Source organism: Nonomuraea sp. NPDC001699, assembly GCF_053596455.1.
This window is the reverse complement of record NZ_JBSFGF010000002.1, coordinates 37,694-51,203: the sequence shown is the minus strand read 5'-3', so window position 1 is coordinate 51,203 and position 13,510 is coordinate 37,694. Positions and strand designations below refer to the sequence as shown.

Genomic DNA, 13,510 nt, shown 5'->3' with positions numbered 1-13,510 from the left:
CCCGCCGGAACGACGGGCCGGAGGCGAGCGGCCTCCGGCCCGTTCCCGTCTTCCCGGGACGCCGGACGGATGATGATCTGTAGGCATGAACGCCCATATGAGCCCGGAGGAGTTCCGCCGCCACGGCAGGCAGGTCGTCGACTGGATCGCCGACTACATGGCGGGCATCGAGTCCCGTCCGGTCAGATCGCGGGCCGAGCCGGGAGAGATCCGCAGCGCGTTGCCCGCGGAGCCGCCCGAGCACGGCGAGCCGTTCGAGGCCGTCCTGGACGACCTGAACACGATCCTGCTGCCCGGGATCACCCATTGGCAGCACCCGTCCTTCTTCGCCTACTACCCCTCCAACGCCAGCGGCCCGGCCATCCTCGGCGACCTGCTCTCCAGCGGGCTCGGCGTGCAGGGCATGCTGTGGGTCACCAGCCCGGCCTGCACCGAGCTGGAGACCGTGGTGGTGGACTGGCTGGCGAGCCTGCTCGGCCTGCCCGCCCACTTCAGGACCGACGCGCGCGGCGGCGGCGTGATCCAGGACTCCGCGTCGAGCGCCTGCCTGGTCGCGCTGCTCGCCGCCCTGCACCGGGCGAGCGGCGGCCGGGCCGGGCGCACGGGGATCGCCGAGCGGTACACGATCTACGTCTCGTCGCAGACGCACTCCTCGCTGGAGAAGGCCGCGCGCGTCGCCGGCCTGGGCTCCGACGGCGTACGGGTGGTCGACGTGAACCCCCGTACGCTGGCCATGGACCCCGGACGCCTGCGCGAGCTGATCGCGGCCGACAAGGCGGACGGCGCGGTGCCCGCCATGGTCTGCGCCACCGTCGGCACCACCTCCACGGCGGCCGTCGACCCGGTGCCCGAGATCGGCGAGGTGTGCCGCGAGCACGACGTGTGGCTGCACGTGGACGCGGCCTACGCCGGGGTCGCCGCCGTCTGCCCCGAGTTCCGGATGCTCAACGACGGCGTCGCCGAGTACGCCGACACCTACTCCACCAACCCGCACAAATGGCTGCTGACCAACTTCGACTGCACCGTGCTGTGGACGGCCGACCGCGCCCCCTTGCTCGGCGCGATGTCGATCCTGCCCGAATACCTGCGCAACGCCGCGACCTCGACCGGCTCGGTGGTCGACTACCGCGACTGGCAGATCCCGCTGGGCCGCCGCTTCAGAGCGCTCAAGCTGTGGTCGGTGATCCGCTGGTACGGCGCCGAGGGCCTGCGCGCCCACATCCGCAAGGGCGTCTCCCTGGCCCAGGACCTGGCCGCCCGGATCGCCGCCGACCCGGCCTTCGAGCTGCACGAGCCGCACCCGCTCGGCCTGGTCTGCTTCCGCCCCCGCTGGCCCGGCCTGTCACCCGCCGACGCCGACGCGGCCACGCTGCGCCTGATGGAGACCCTGAACGCGGGCGGCTCCCTCTACCTCACGCACACCAGGATCGGCGACCGGATCGTGCTCCGCATGGCCATCGGCGGCCCCGCCACCGAACGCCGCCACGTCGACCAGGCCTGGGCCGACATCGGCCGGGAACACGCCGCCCTGACCCGGCACACCGCCCGGAACGGCTAGATCGGCAGCCCGGCCTGCGCGGCCAGGGCGCCGAGGACCTTGGCGAGCACGGCCCGGTCCCCTGGGCCGAGCCCGCCGGTCAGCTCCGCGTCGAGCTCCAGCGTCACCTCCAGGCACCGGCCCAGCAGCGCGCGCCCGTCGTCGGTGAGGTCGAGGACCTGACGCCGCCGGTCGTCGGGGTCGCGCACCCGTGAGATCGCGCCGAGCCGTTCGAGGTGGTCGGCCAGCGTCACCACCAGGCTCGGCGCGACGCCCATGGCCCTGGCGACGTCGAGCTGCGAGGCCGCGCCGCGCGCCTCCAGCAGGGTCATCAGGCCGACGTGCTTGGGCTTGAGATCGAGCGGGACGATCGCGGCCGTGAACCGCTCGGTGACGATCGCGCCGAGCGTCCCGATCCTGAAGGCCATCGTCCCCGCCACCGACACCGGCTTGGCTTCATCCACATCCGCAATGGTAGCGTCAATACATCATTCACAAGATGAACGATTCGCTTCAGGGGTGGCGGTTCAGGCCGTGCTCGTAGGCCCAGATGACCGCCTGGACCCGGTCGCGCAGGCCGAGCTTGCCCAGGATGCGGCCGACGTGCGTCTTGACGGTCCCCTCGGACAGGAACAGCGAGCCCGCGATCTCGGCGTTCGTCTCCCCCCAGGCGATGTGCCGCAACACCTCACGCTCGCGGTCGGTCAGCGGGTCCGGCCCGGCGGCCGGAAGGTGCGGGGCGACGTGGTCGAGCAGGCGGCGGGTGGTCGAGGGCGCGATCACCGCGTCCCCCCGGTGGACGGTCCGCACCGCGGCCAGCAGCTCCTCGGCCGGGGCGTCCTTGAGCAGGAACCCCGAGGCTCCGGCCCGGAGTGCGGCGAAGGCGTACTCGTCCAGGTCGAAGGTGGTCAGGACGATCACCTTCGGCGCGTCGGCGGACGCCAGCAGCCGGCGGGTCGCCTCGACGCCGTCCATGCGCGGCATGCGCACGTCCATGAGCACCACGTCCGCCGTCACCGCGCGCAGCCCGGCCAGCGCCTCGACCCCGTCGCCCGCCTCCCCGACCACCCGCATGTCGTCCTGGGCGTCGATCACCATCACCGTGCCGGTACGCACCAGCCGCTGGTCGTCGACGACGTAGACCCCGATCGTCATGTCCGGTACGGAAGTCGGGCCTCGACGACGAACCCGCCTTCCTCCTCCGTCCGTATGTCCAGGGTCCCGCCCACCGCGGTCACCCGCTCACGCATCCCCGCCAGCCCGTTCCCCGGCCCGTCGCCGCGCCCATCACCGGGTGTCACGGCGGGGGCGGAACCGCCGGTGTCACCGGCGGTGATGCGCAGGGCGTCGTCCGTCCAGTCCAGCCGGAGGGTGCTGCGCGCGCCCGCGCCCGCGTGCTTGAGCGTGTTCGTCAGCGCCTCCTGCACGACGCGGTACGCGACGAGGTCGGCGCCCGGCCCGAGGGGGTGCGGGGTGCCGCGCACGGTCTCCTCCACCGGCAGCCCGGCGCTCCGGGTGCGCGCCACCAGGTCCGGCAGGCCGGTCAGGCCGGGCGACGGCCCGCCCTCCGGCGCGGCGCGCAACACGCCGACGGCGGCCCGCATGTCCGTGAGGGCCGCGCGTCCCGTCTCCTCGATCGCGGCCAGGATCTCCTCCGCGCGAGCGGGCGCGAACCGCCCTCCCCTGGCCTGGGCGACGATGACGGCGAGCGCGTGGGCGACCACGTCGTGCATCTCCCGGGCGATCCTGGCCCGCTCCTCGGCGGCCGCCCGCGTCGCGGCCTCGCGGGCCCGCTCCCGCAGCAGGTCGAGGTGGGCGAGCTGGGTCCGCCGGTACAGTCCGAGCCCCCACGCCGCGACCGCCACCGCGGCCAGCAGCCCGAACAGCAGCCACGGGTCCGGCCCCAGCCCGGCGGCCGCGACGCTGGAGTCTGTCGCGAACCTGGCCGCCGCCACGCCCGCTCCGGCCAGGCCGACCGCCAGGGGCGGGTGACGCCGGGCGTGCGCGGTGCAGGAGTAGACCGCGAGCGGGAACAGCGCCGCCGACGGCAGCACGAGGAACAACCCGGTCACCGCCGCCTGCACGGCGAAGGCCGCGCCGACCACGAGGAACGCCCACGTCTCCCGCCGGTACGCGACGGCCGCGTGCGCCACCAGGCAGGCCCCCGCCAGCAGGACCGCGCGCACCCCGGGCACCGACAGCACCGCCACCGTCAGGGAGAGCGGGAACAGCGGCACCCCGGCGGCCAGGGCCAGGACGACGTCGGCGCGGCGGGGCGTCATCGTGGCGTCGCGCGCCGGCCGGAGGTCGTGCGCTGGTAGGAGAGGGTGGCCCCGGCGACCGCCAGCCCGAACAGCAGCCAGCTCCCGTACACGACCGCGACCGCCGCCACCGTGGCGGGCTCGGACAGCGGCACGGGCCCCCGGGTGATGCCGAGGAGCTGGGAGAGCGTGCCGAGAACAGACATGGCACCCATAGTGGTCAACATGGCGGCGCCCGTCCAACCGCCGGCCAGCACCAGCCGCCGCGGCAGCCACCGCCCCCACCTCTGGACGAGGGCCAGCGAGCCCACCGCCCCGATGGCCAGCATGACCAACTCGCCGTACGGGAAGCCCTCGCCGTAGTCCGCGGGGCGCAGCCAGGTGCCGCCCGCCGACCAGTAGAGCTTGGCCGAGGGATAGACGAACCCGATGGCGAACGCGGCGTACCCGAGCCAGGCCCCGCCGGGGACCCGGATGCGCGGCAGCAGCAGCGCCCCCAGCAGCGCGCAGCCCGCCAGGCTGAGCCCGCGCAGCGCCATCCCGGGCCAGTCGACCTGCGCGAACTCCCCGGCGGGGATGCCGGTGAGCGCGAAGAAGGCGCGGAAGACGTCGAGCACGAGACCGCCCGCCGACCACAGCAGCAGCAGGGCGGGCAGCAGCCCCGCCGGGTGCGGCCGCACCACGAAGACCGCCCCCAGCACGGCGGCCACGATGGTCACCCAGTGCGGCGCGAACCCCGTGGTGTACGGCAGTGTCGGCAGCGGCGCGAGCGCGAGCGCCACGACGAACGCGAGGACGGTCAGCGCCGAGATCTGCAGTCGTTGGAATGGCATGCCTCGACGATCGCGCCCCGGGCCCGCCGCCCGCGTCTCCCTGAGGTCCGGCCAAGAGGTGACCTGAGAGGTATTGACACGACCCGCTGCGCACGGGAACGAAAAAGGCGGCGCCCTTGCGGACGCCGCCTGAATTTCTGTGGAGCTATGGGGATTCGAACCCCAGACCTCCTCCATGCCATGGAGGCGCGCTACCAACTGCGCCATAGCCCCTTGCGATCACCAAGTGTATCGGACTTCCGGAGCCCTCGCGTCACGCCGGATCCCGCGTCCCGGGCGGACCGGAGGAGGTCTCCGGCCCGCCCGGAAGGGAGCGCGTCAGGCGGCGCGGCGGACCGGGATGCCCGCCTCCCCGGCCAGCGCGGCCACGTCGACCCCGGCCTCGCGCAGCAGGCGGCCGGCGCCGTTCGCGCCGTCGGCCAGCAGGCCCCACAGCAGTCGTTCACCGGTGACCGGTCCCGGCTTCCACATGGCCACCTCGATCACCTTCCTGGCGTGCATGGCCAGCGGGATGCCGCCCAGCGGCCCGTCCAGGGTCACGCGCAGCGGGCGCAGCCGGGACCTGCGCAGGACCCACCGCTCGGGCGCGTCCGTCCCCGCCCTGGTACGGCGGCGCACCTCGTCGAGATCGATGCCGAGGGTGGCCAGCAGCTCCCGCGCGTCGCCCAGGTCGATCCGGGTACGCAGGTCGGCGCCGGAGGCGGTGAACGACGACAGCGAGAACGGCCGCACCTCGGCCACCCCCAGCAGCAGGAGGTCGGCGTCGAGCGTGTCGCGGTGGGCGTCGAGCGCGAGCATACCGGCCCGGACCACCGCCCGTCGGGCGCCTTCTGTGAACCTGTCGAACACCTGCTACCTCCCCGTTCTGCGGGCGTGCTTGCGATGGGCGGACTGCCGCCGGACCCCCAGCGCGCCGGCGATCTGCTCCCACGACCACCCCGCCGCGCGGGCGTTGGTGACGTGGACGGCCTCCAGCTCCTCCAGCAGGGCCCTGAGCGCGGCGACGGCGGCCAGGCCCGTTCCGGGGTCGCGGTCGGAGGCCGCCTCGGCCAGTTCGGTGACGTCCATGGTGTCAGCATGTGCTGACAGACGCTCACTTGTCAACACATGCTGACGCCTCAGAGGCGTTCGGCCAGGCCGACGAGGACGGGCAGGGCGGCGGCGAGGCGGTCGCGCTCGTCCGGGGTGAGGGAGTCGACGGCCGCGGCCAGGCGTTCGGTGATCACCTGTTCGCGGCTGTCCAGCGCGGCGCGGCCGGAGCCGGTGATCGCGGTGATCACCCGTCGCCGGTCGGCGGGATCGGGCTCGCGGGCCACCATGCCCCGCTGGTGGAGGCCGCCCAGGACGGTGCCGATCGCCTGGGCGGTGATGCGTTCCAGGTGCGCGAGCTGGGCCGAGGTGTGGGGCCCGTCCCGGTCGAGGCGGGAGAGCACGGCGAGCTCGGTGAAGGAGACGTCGTCGCCGGAGGCGTTGGTGTAAAGCTGCCGGATGCGGCGGGCGAGCCGCCCGACCGAGATCCGCAGATCCTTGGCTAGCACGAAACCAAGTCTAGCTTTATCAATCCAGCTTTGGTAGTTTCCCGGCACTATGTGCTACGACAACGACGCCGCCCCACCGCGCCCACAGCCGCCGATCACCGGCACCCGCTCCGCCGACCTCCGCCTGACCTCCGCCGACGGCACGTCGTTCGCCGCCTACGAATCCCGTCCCGACCGGGTGAGCGGCCCCGGCGTCGTGATCCTCCCCGACGTCCGCGGCCTGCACGGCTTCTACAAGCAGCTCGCCGTACGGCTGGCCGAGCAGGGGCACCCGGCCGTCGCCATCGACTACTACGGCCGGACCGCCGCCGACGACGACCGGGGTGAGTCGTTCCAGGTCATGGCCCACATCCCCAAGCTGACCAGGGAGAACATCCAGGCCGACCTGCGGGCCGCGGCCGGGCGCCTGGGCGGGCCGGCCGTGGCGCTCGGGTTCTGCATGGGCGGGCGGAACGCGTTCTTCGCCTCGGCGCCCGGGTTCGGGTTCGCCGGCGTGATCGGGTTCTACGGCGCGCCGGGGATCGCCGGCCCGTACGGCCCCGGGCCCACCCAGCACGCGGCCGAGCTGGGCGCGCCGATCCTCGGCCTGTTCGGCGGGGCCGACGAGGGCATCCCGGCCGAGCAGGTGACGGAGTTCGGGGACGCGCTGACCGAGGCCGGGATCGAGCACGAGATCGTCGTCTACCCGGGCGCCCCGCACGGGTTCTTCGACGAGGCCCGCGAGGAGCACGAGGCGGTCTGCGCCGACGCGTGGCGGCGGGTGCTCACCTTCCTGGCCGCCAGAGCCTGACCCGCAGGAGCCGCGCGCGGTCAGGGCCGCCGGTGCGAGGTCACCCGCAGGTGGTGCGCATGGTCAGGGCGGCTTCTCCGAGCGAGAACGCGACCTCGACCGCGCCCAGCTCCCCCGTGTCGCGCACGTGCGTGCCGCCGCACGGGATCGACACCTCGCCCTCGGGCAGCGAGCAGTGCCAGGTGCGCAACGCGGTCAGACCGGGCCCCGGCACGTCCAGCCGGACCGGCGCACGGGCCGCCACCCACGTCCGGAGGCGCTCGTTCACCCGCCGGGCCAGCTCGGTCAGGTCCAGGTCGTCGGCGGAGAAGCCCTTCTTGCGCAGCGACTTTCCGAGGCGGTACTCGTCCACGCTGCCGTGCGGCAGGATGCGCGAGGAGGTGATCGCCGTCTGGTCGAAGTCGGGATTGCCGAGCCGGTCCAGCCGCACCTCCTTGCGCCACCTGTCCGCGAGCGCCGCGTTGAGCGCCAGCGCGGCCAGGTGGCAGGCGGTGTGGCCGGCCGAGAGCGCCGCCCGGTATCCCGCGTCCACCTCCAGAGCCACCTCCGTGCCGACGGGCAACGGGGTCTCCGTGACGTGGACGACCAGCCACTCCCAGCCCTCGGTGCCCCGCCGGACGGGGATGGACTCGCCGACGAAGATCTCACCGTCGTTCGACTGGGCCCCTGTCACGCAGTCGACGACCGGCAGCTCGCCGAGCGTCCCCCGATCGGCGGGCTGGTCGGGCCAGGTGTGGTCAAGGGGATGGAACGGCGTCTCGGCAGTGACGAGGCCGTGCCGGTCCCCCACCGGCACGGCCCCGACAATCGGGGAACGGCCGCTGACGTGGCCGTTGGGGAAGGTGACGACAGTGGATCTCACCTGGTCATTGTGGCAGGGGCGCGCTCGTCCTCCAGGTAGCGGTCACGGCCGGCGTACAGGCCGGTGAAGAGCTGGACGACGATCACGCCGAAGAGCAGGGCGTACGTCAGCTCCCAGCCGCCGGTCATCTGGTAGATCACGCCGACCAGCAGCGGACCGGCGCCGGCGATGAGATATCCGGCGCTCTGCCCGAAGGCCGACAGCGCGGCCGTGGACTCCGCCGTACGGGTGCGCAGCCCCAGCATCATCAGCGCCAGCGGGAACGACCCCATGCCGACCGCCACGAACACCACCCACACCATGGCGGTCGAGGCGGGCGCGAACCACAGCCCGAGGAAGCCGATCGCGTAGAACACGACCAGCCCCACGACGACCGGCCGCTGGTCGCGGAAGCGCGCGGCGATCGTGGGCACCAGGATCGAGACCGGGATGTTCAGGGCGGTGAACACGCCGAGGATGAGCCCGGCCTGCGAGGAGGTGTATCCCCCGTCGGTGAGGATTGTGGCAAGCCAGCCGAACATGATGTAGGCGATCATCGACTGGGTGCCGAAGTAGACCGCCACCATCCAGGCGAGCTTGCTCCTGAGCAGGGTCGAGATGCCCGCGTCCTGCCTGCCCGTGTCCCGCTCCGGCTCACTGCGCAGCAGCGCAAGCCACGGAATGGCGGCCACGGCGGCCAGGGCCGCCCACACGCCGAGCGCGATGTGCCAGTCCCCCGACGCACGCTCGATCGGCACGGTCGCGGCGGCGGCCAGCATGGTGCCCGCCGCCAGGGCCGTGGTGTAGACGGTGGTCATGATCCCGGTACGTCCGGGGAAGTGACGCTTGATCAGCGTCGGGATGAGCACGTTGCCCACGGCGCCGCCGGACAGCGCCACCGCGCTGCTCAGCAGGAACACCGGGGCCGACCCCACCAGCGACCTGACCAGGATGCCGGTGCCGAGCGTGACCAGCGCGAGCAGCAGCAGCCGGTGCTCGCCGATCCGCCGGGCCAGCGTGGGAGTGATCGCGCCGACGCCGGCGAAGGCCAGCACGGGCAGCGTGGTGAGCAGGCCGGTGCCGACGCTGCTCATGCCGAGGGCCCCGGCGAGCTGGTCGAGCAGCGGTCCTACGCTGGTGACGGCCGTGCGCAGGTTGAGCGCGGCGAGAACGATCCCCAGCACGAGAAGCCAGGCCAGGGGGGCGGTTCTGCCTGTTCTGCCACGGGCCTCTTGGGCGAGCACGCTCATGCTGGGAAGGTCCTCCACTCATCAAATCATGGGACGAATCCCCACCTTAACAGGACCGAAATGTCCCTTTATTCCTGGACATGAGAAAGCCCCCGGGGCGGGGGCTGATGATCTCAAGGGGAGACGGCCCTACAGGACCGGGCTCGGGCCCTCCGGGGGCTGGTTGCGCGGGGGGACCGGCCCCGGAGGCGGCAGGGTGCCGCCGGGCGGGTAGTCGCCGCCGCCGACCGTGCCGGGCGGGACCGGCGCGCCGCTGTCGCCGTACGTGGAGCCGTGCTCGTGCTGGTGCTGGTGGGCGCCGGGGACGTCGCCGCGCCAGCCGCCCGTCTCGCCGCCGCGCGACTCGATGAACGACTTGAACCGTTCCATGTCGTTCCTGATGCGCAGCCGGACGATCTGCAGCGCGTCGCCGACGGTCTCGACGACGCCCTCGGGGTCGTACTCCATCTGGAGGGTGACCTTGGTGGTGTCGGCGTCGATGCGGTGGAAGGTGACGACGCCCGCGTGGTGCGGCGAGTCCGTGCCGCGCCAGGCCACGCGCTCGTCGGGGTGCTGCTCGGTGATCTCGGCCTGGAACTCGCGGCGGACCCCGGCGATCTCGACCACCCACTCGGTGAGCGTGTCGGAGATCTGCTTGACGGACTCCACGCCCTCCATGAACTCGGGGAAGCTCTCGAACTGGGTCCACTGGTTGTAGGCCACGCGGATCGGGACGTTGACGTCTACTGAGTGCTCGATCGTGCTCATGGGGTCTGTCACTGCCCGCGCACGGCGGGCGTTAACGCCTGCGCAGCAGCCAGTAGAGGCCCACGAAGGGCAGCACGAGCGGGATGAACAGGTAGCCCTTGCCGTACGACGACCACACTGTGGCGTCGGGGAAGGCCGCCGGGTCGACCAGGCTCGCGGTGCCGATCACCAGCACGCCGGCCAGCTCGATGACGAGCGCGCCCAGCGCGAGCCGGCGGGCGCCGCGTACGAGGGCCACGGTGAGCACGACGTAGACCAGCGCGGCGAAGGCCGACAGCGAGTAGGCCAGCGGCGCCTCGCCGAACCTGGTGGCGATCTGCACGGCCGCCCGCGCGCCCGCCGCCAGCGAGAACAGCCCGTAGACGGCGACCAGCGCGCGCCCCGGGCCGGTGCCGATCGGGGCGGTCACGCCACGCCCTGCCAGATCTGCAGCAGCCGCGCGTTCATCACCGCGATCGCGAACCCGGCCACGACCAGGATCGCCGTGCCCCACCGGCTGCGCTCGGCCAGCGCGAGGAACACCCCGGCGGGCGGGATCAGCACCTGGCCGCCGATGTACCCGAACAGCGTGGCCTTCTCCGGCGGCCCCTCGCCGCCGGACACCGCCGCGATCACGAACCCGGCCTGCACCAGGATCGCCACCTCCAGCACGGCGAAGCCGACCAGCAGGACCATGCCCATGGGACGGTTGCGGACGGCGACGACCAGGCTGGCCAGCATGAGCAGCAGTGAGCCGACGATGACGATCGTGGCGACGGTGGTGTTCATCGGGACACAGGTTAGCGCCCGTGCAGGTCGCCCTCGATTCCGTCCAGCACCCACGACAGGCCGCGCTCGAAGTTGTCGTCGGCCCCGGCCACACCCTGCTCGATCACCGGCGCCAGCCTGGGGAACTCGCCGTTCTCGATCAGCTCCCTGATGTACGGCTCGGCCACGGCCGCCCGCTCGGCCTCGTTGACGCCGCCCTGCCGGGGCTGCCCCCGCTCCAGCGCCTCCCTGACCACGAACCCCGTCATGTAGTCGTTGAACGCCGCGAGATAGCGCCAGGCCCGCAGCCGGTCGACCCCGAGCCCGTCGAAGGCCGACAACTTCTGCTCGACGTGCCGCAGCCCGTTGGGCCCGACGGCGACGCGCTGGGAGATCAGCTCGACCCGCCACGGGTGGCGGCGCACGACCTCGCGTTCCCGCCCGGCCAGCAGCAGCAGCGCCGCCCGCCAGTCGGCCGGCAGCGGCTCCTCGACCAGCACCTCGGCCGCGATCTCGTCGGCCATCAGGGCGAGCAGGTCCTCCTTGCGCTCGATGTAGGAGTACAGCGTCATCGTGCGCGCGCCCAGCTCGGCGGCCACCCGGCGGATCGAGACCGCGCCCAGCCCCTCGGCGTCGGCGACCCCCACGGCCGCGGCCACGACCGCCTCCCTGGTCAGCGCCGGACGCCGGGGCGGCCCCGGACGCGACCACACGGAACTCATGCCCTTGATGCTACACCGTACGAAACTGATACGGTGTACGACATGCGATACAGCGTACGAAGCTCCTTCCGGGCGACCGCCCTGGTCGTACTGCTCGGCGTGATCATGACGATGCTCGACACGACGATCGTCAACGTCGCCCTCGGCACCCTGTCGCGCGACTTCGGCGCGACCCCCGCCACCATGCAGTGGGTGGTCACCGGCTACCTGCTGGCCCTGGCGATGACCGTGCCGGTCACCGGCTGGGCGGTCGGCCGCTTCGGCGCGCGCCGGGTGTGGCTGGTCTCGCTCGTGCTGTTCGCCGCCGGGTCCGCGCTCAGCGCCGCGGCCTGGTCGATCGGCAGCCTCATCGCCTTCCGCGCGCTCCAGGGGCTGGGCGGGGGCCTGCTGCTGCCGGTCGGGCAGACGATGCTGGCCCAGGCCGCCGGCCGGGAGCGCATGGGCCGCGCGATGGCGATGATCTCGGTGCCGGCGATGCTGGCGCCCGTCCTCGGGCCCGTGCTCGGCGGGGTGATCGTGGAAGGGCTCGGCTGGCGCTGGATGTTCCTGGTGAACCTGCCGGTGGGAGCCGCGGCGCTGGTGGCGGCGCTGGCCCTGGTGCCACGCGAGCCGGGCGCGGACCGGCGGCGGCTCGACGTCACCGGGCTCGCGCTGCTCTCCCCCGGCCTGGCCGCGCTCGTCCACGGCCTGGCCGAGGTGGGCGACGGCGCCGCTCCGCCGTATCCGACGTTGTGGGGCGGCCTCGCACTGGTGGCCGCGTTCGCGGTGCGGGCGCTGCGGCGGCCGGACGCCCTGGTGGACCTGCGGCTGTTCGGCGACCGCAGGTTCGCCTCGGCGGTGCTCGCGATGGCGTGCTACTCGGCGGCCGCGTTCGGCGTCACCGTGCTCGTGCCGCTCTACAGCCAGTTCGCCGAGGGCGGCGGCGCGCTGGACGCCGGGCTGCTGCTGGCGCCGATGGGCGTCGGGGCGGCGATCACCATGCCGCTGGCGGGCCGGCTCACCGACAGCAGGGGGCCGCGCGGCGTCGGCGCGGCGGGGGTGGTGGTCGCCGTGCTGGGCATCGCGGCGTTCGCGCTCTTCGGCGGGTTCGTGCCGGTGTTCGTGCTCGGGCTGGGGCACGGGCTGGTGTCCACGTCGGTGATGGCGGCGGCGTTCACCACGCTGGACCGCGCCGCCCTCCCCGCCGCGACCACGCTGAGCACGATCGCCGTACGCCTGGCCGCGCCGTTCGGCGTCGCCCTGCTGACCGTGCTGACGCAGGCGTTCACCAGGGCGGGGGTGGAGCGGCCGTTCGCGTACGCGTTCGGCTGCGCGGTCGTCCTGGCCGCCGTCTCGCTGGTGCCGATCGCGCTCATAGGATCGGGGACGTGCAGAGAATCCTCGTCAGCGCCTGCCTGATGGGCCGCCGCGTCCGCTACGACGGCGGCGCGAAGACCAGCGCCGACGCCCTGCTCGCGCGCTGGCGGGAGGAAGGGCGGCTGGTGGTGGTCTGCCCCGAGGTGACGGGCGGGCTGCCCGTTCCGCGCCCGGCGGCCGAGATCGAGGGCGGCGCGGGCGGCGCGGCCGTGCTGTCCGGCGCGGCGCGCGTGCTGGCGAGCGACGGCTCCGACGTGACGGCCGAGTTCGTGGCGGGGGCGCGGGCCGCGTTGGAGGCCGCCCGCTGTGCCGGGGTCCGGCTCGCCGTGCTCAAGGAGGGCAGCCCCTCGTGCGGCGCGCTGGCCGTCTACGACGGCACCTTCGGCGGACGCCGGGTGCCCGGCCAGGGGGTGACCACCGCCCTGCTCGAAGCGCACGGCGTCCGCGTGTTCACCGAGGAGCAGCTTCCCGAGGCGGCCGGCTACCTGCGCGACCTGGAGGCGTAGAAGGCCCCCGCCAGGCCGGCGGCGAGCAGCACCGCCATCGTGTCGTGGAACCAGGTGCTCAGCGTCGTGGCCGCCGACGGCCGCAGGGCCAGCGCCAGGATGCCGATCAGCACGCCGCCCAGAGCCCCCGCGTGGGTGTAGACCAGGCCGTCCCAGGCCCACGGGCGGCGGGACAGGGCGCCGGAGCCGCCGGCCAGCAGGCCCAGGGCGCACAATGTCTCCACGACCACCGCGGGCGGCACGACCGGCTGGGACATCGGGCCGAGCGGGATGCCCGCGTGCAGCAGCGCGGCCCCGAAGAAGATCAGCGCGTAGACCAGCGAGAGCGCGCCGAGGGCTTTGCGCAGTGCGTCCATGGGCTCCACGCTCGCACCGCCGGGGC

18 protein-coding genes and 1 tRNA gene are annotated in these 13,510 nt (G+C 73.5%); 4 read left to right on the top strand and 15 right to left on the bottom strand.

Going from position 1 to position 13,510, the window contains the following annotated elements:
• Positions 1 to 85: 85 nt before the first annotated feature.
• Positions 86 to 1,558: a pyridoxal-dependent decarboxylase gene (locus tag ACWCSU_RS05700; protein ID WP_449933806.1), complete on the top strand. Its 1,473-nt coding sequence runs from the start codon at positions 86 to 88 to the stop codon at positions 1,556 to 1,558.
• Here the strand turns inward: ACWCSU_RS05700 and ACWCSU_RS05695 are convergent.
• The 8 genes from ACWCSU_RS05695 to ACWCSU_RS05660 form a co-directional block, all read right to left on the bottom strand.
• Entirely contained in the window at positions 1,555 to 2,001 is a 447-nt protein-coding gene (locus tag ACWCSU_RS05695; RefSeq protein WP_449933804.1) for a MarR family winged helix-turn-helix transcriptional regulator, read from the bottom strand. The two genes, ACWCSU_RS05700 and ACWCSU_RS05695, sit on opposite strands and share 4 nt — an antisense overlap.
• 49 nt (positions 2,002 to 2,050) lie before the next feature.
• Positions 2,051 to 2,692, bottom strand: coding sequence for a response regulator (locus ACWCSU_RS05690; RefSeq protein WP_449933802.1), 642 nt, complete (start codon positions 2,690 to 2,692; stop codon positions 2,051 to 2,053).
• The gene (locus tag ACWCSU_RS05685; protein WP_449933800.1) at positions 2,689 to 3,819 is read right to left on the bottom strand and encodes a sensor histidine kinase; all 1,131 of its coding nucleotides are present in this window, start codon (positions 3,817 to 3,819) and stop codon (positions 2,689 to 2,691) included. Before ACWCSU_RS05685 ends, ACWCSU_RS05690 begins: the two co-directional genes overlap by 4 nt.
• Positions 3,816 to 4,631: a hypothetical protein gene (locus ACWCSU_RS05680; RefSeq protein ID WP_449933798.1), complete on the bottom strand. Its 816-nt coding sequence runs from the start codon at positions 4,629 to 4,631 to the stop codon at positions 3,816 to 3,818. Before ACWCSU_RS05680 ends, ACWCSU_RS05685 begins: the two co-directional genes overlap by 4 nt.
• Before the next feature lie 140 nt (positions 4,632 to 4,771).
• A tRNA-Ala gene (locus ACWCSU_RS05675) sits at positions 4,772 to 4,844 on the bottom strand.
• Positions 4,845 to 4,949: 105 nt separating this feature from the next.
• Positions 4,950 to 5,480, bottom strand: a complete 531-nt coding sequence (locus ACWCSU_RS05670) for a Clp protease N-terminal domain-containing protein (RefSeq protein WP_449933796.1) — start codon at positions 5,478 to 5,480, stop codon at positions 4,950 to 4,952.
• A gap of 3 nt (positions 5,481 to 5,483) precedes the next feature.
• Positions 5,484 to 5,699 carry a helix-turn-helix domain-containing protein gene (locus tag ACWCSU_RS05665; RefSeq protein ID WP_357698841.1) on the bottom strand — a complete coding sequence of 72 codons (216 nt, stop codon included), beginning with the start codon at positions 5,697 to 5,699 and terminating at the stop codon, positions 5,484 to 5,486.
• Positions 5,700 to 5,749: 50 nt separating this feature from the next.
• Positions 5,750 to 6,169 carry a MarR family winged helix-turn-helix transcriptional regulator gene (locus ACWCSU_RS05660; RefSeq protein ID WP_357698844.1) on the bottom strand — a complete coding sequence of 140 codons (420 nt, stop codon included), beginning with the start codon at positions 6,167 to 6,169 and terminating at the stop codon, positions 5,750 to 5,752.
• Positions 6,170 to 6,218: 49 nt separating this feature from the next.
• Between ACWCSU_RS05660 and ACWCSU_RS05655 the strand changes: the two genes are divergently transcribed.
• A complete protein-coding gene (locus ACWCSU_RS05655) occupies positions 6,219 to 6,959 on the top strand; it encodes a dienelactone hydrolase family protein (RefSeq protein WP_449933794.1) in 741 nt (246 codons plus the stop codon).
• A gap of 40 nt (positions 6,960 to 6,999) precedes the next feature.
• Here ACWCSU_RS05655 and ACWCSU_RS05650 read toward each other — a convergent pair whose 3' ends face one another.
• The 6 genes from ACWCSU_RS05650 to ACWCSU_RS05625 form a co-directional block, all read right to left on the bottom strand.
• On the bottom strand, positions 7,000 to 7,821 hold the full coding sequence (locus ACWCSU_RS05650) for a metal-dependent hydrolase (RefSeq protein WP_449933792.1): 822 nt from the start codon (positions 7,819 to 7,821) through the stop codon (positions 7,000 to 7,002).
• Positions 7,818 to 9,068: a CynX/NimT family MFS transporter gene (locus ACWCSU_RS05645; protein WP_449933790.1), complete on the bottom strand. Its 1,251-nt coding sequence runs from the start codon at positions 9,066 to 9,068 to the stop codon at positions 7,818 to 7,820. Before ACWCSU_RS05645 ends, ACWCSU_RS05650 begins: the two co-directional genes overlap by 4 nt.
• 111 nt (positions 9,069 to 9,179) lie before the next feature.
• The gene (locus tag ACWCSU_RS05640; protein WP_364090962.1) at positions 9,180 to 9,797 is read right to left on the bottom strand and encodes an SRPBCC family protein; all 618 of its coding nucleotides are present in this window, start codon (positions 9,795 to 9,797) and stop codon (positions 9,180 to 9,182) included.
• 31 nt (positions 9,798 to 9,828) lie between these two features.
• Positions 9,829 to 10,206: a hypothetical protein gene (locus ACWCSU_RS05635; protein ID WP_449933787.1), complete on the bottom strand. Its 378-nt coding sequence runs from the start codon at positions 10,204 to 10,206 to the stop codon at positions 9,829 to 9,831.
• Positions 10,203 to 10,565: a hypothetical protein gene (locus ACWCSU_RS05630; RefSeq protein WP_364090968.1), complete on the bottom strand. Its 363-nt coding sequence runs from the start codon at positions 10,563 to 10,565 to the stop codon at positions 10,203 to 10,205. Before ACWCSU_RS05630 ends, ACWCSU_RS05635 begins: the two co-directional genes overlap by 4 nt.
• Before the next feature lie 11 nt (positions 10,566 to 10,576).
• The gene (locus ACWCSU_RS05625) at positions 10,577 to 11,266 is read right to left on the bottom strand and encodes a TetR/AcrR family transcriptional regulator (RefSeq protein WP_357698863.1); all 690 of its coding nucleotides are present in this window, start codon (positions 11,264 to 11,266) and stop codon (positions 10,577 to 10,579) included.
• 42 nt (positions 11,267 to 11,308) lie between these two features.
• On the opposite strand from ACWCSU_RS05625, the gene ACWCSU_RS05620 reads away from it, so the two are divergent.
• Positions 11,309 to 12,664 (top strand): DHA2 family efflux MFS transporter permease subunit, encoded by a 1,356-nt coding sequence (locus tag ACWCSU_RS05620; RefSeq protein WP_449933784.1) that lies wholly within the window; start codon positions 11,309 to 11,311, stop codon positions 12,662 to 12,664.
• Complete coding sequence (locus tag ACWCSU_RS05615) at positions 12,634 to 13,128, top strand: DUF523 domain-containing protein (protein ID WP_449933782.1); 495 nt, start codon at positions 12,634 to 12,636, stop codon at positions 13,126 to 13,128. The genes ACWCSU_RS05620 and ACWCSU_RS05615 overlap by 31 nt, the downstream gene beginning before the upstream one ends.
• Here the strand turns inward: ACWCSU_RS05615 and ACWCSU_RS05610 are convergent.
• Positions 13,104 to 13,484 carry a hypothetical protein gene (locus tag ACWCSU_RS05610; protein ID WP_357698870.1) on the bottom strand — a complete coding sequence of 127 codons (381 nt, stop codon included), beginning with the start codon at positions 13,482 to 13,484 and terminating at the stop codon, positions 13,104 to 13,106. The two genes, ACWCSU_RS05615 and ACWCSU_RS05610, sit on opposite strands and share 25 nt — an antisense overlap.
• Positions 13,485 to 13,510 lie beyond the last annotated feature (26 nt).

Bases quoted from the DNA above. Each gene is read 5' to 3' on its own strand.
- ACWCSU_RS05700 (WP_449933806.1), top strand. From the start codon at position 86: ATGAACGCCCATATGAGCCCGGAGGAGTTCCGCCGCCACGGCAGGCAG.
- ACWCSU_RS05690 (WP_449933802.1), bottom strand. From the start codon at position 2,692: ATGACGATCGGGGTCTACGTCGTCGACGACCAGCGGCTGGTGCGTACC.
- ACWCSU_RS05685 (WP_449933800.1), bottom strand. From the start codon at position 3,819: ATGACGCCCCGCCGCGCCGACGTCGTCCTGGCCCTGGCCGCCGGGGTG.
- ACWCSU_RS05680 (WP_449933798.1), bottom strand. From the start codon at position 4,631: ATGCCATTCCAACGACTGCAGATCTCGGCGCTGACCGTCCTCGCGTTC.
- ACWCSU_RS05665 (WP_357698841.1), bottom strand. From the start codon at position 5,699: ATGGACGTCACCGAACTGGCCGAGGCGGCCTCCGACCGCGACCCCGGA.
- ACWCSU_RS05655 (WP_449933794.1), top strand. From the start codon at position 6,219: ATGTGCTACGACAACGACGCCGCCCCACCGCGCCCACAGCCGCCGATC.
- ACWCSU_RS05640 (WP_364090962.1), bottom strand. From the start codon at position 9,797: ATGAGCACGATCGAGCACTCAGTAGACGTCAACGTCCCGATCCGCGTG.
- ACWCSU_RS05630 (WP_364090968.1), bottom strand. From the start codon at position 10,565: ATGAACACCACCGTCGCCACGATCGTCATCGTCGGCTCACTGCTGCTC.
- ACWCSU_RS05625 (WP_357698863.1), bottom strand. From the start codon at position 11,266: ATGAGTTCCGTGTGGTCGCGTCCGGGGCCGCCCCGGCGTCCGGCGCTG.
- ACWCSU_RS05620 (WP_449933784.1), top strand. From the start codon at position 11,309: ATGCGATACAGCGTACGAAGCTCCTTCCGGGCGACCGCCCTGGTCGTA.
- ACWCSU_RS05610 (WP_357698870.1), bottom strand. From the start codon at position 13,484: ATGGACGCACTGCGCAAAGCCCTCGGCGCGCTCTCGCTGGTCTACGCG.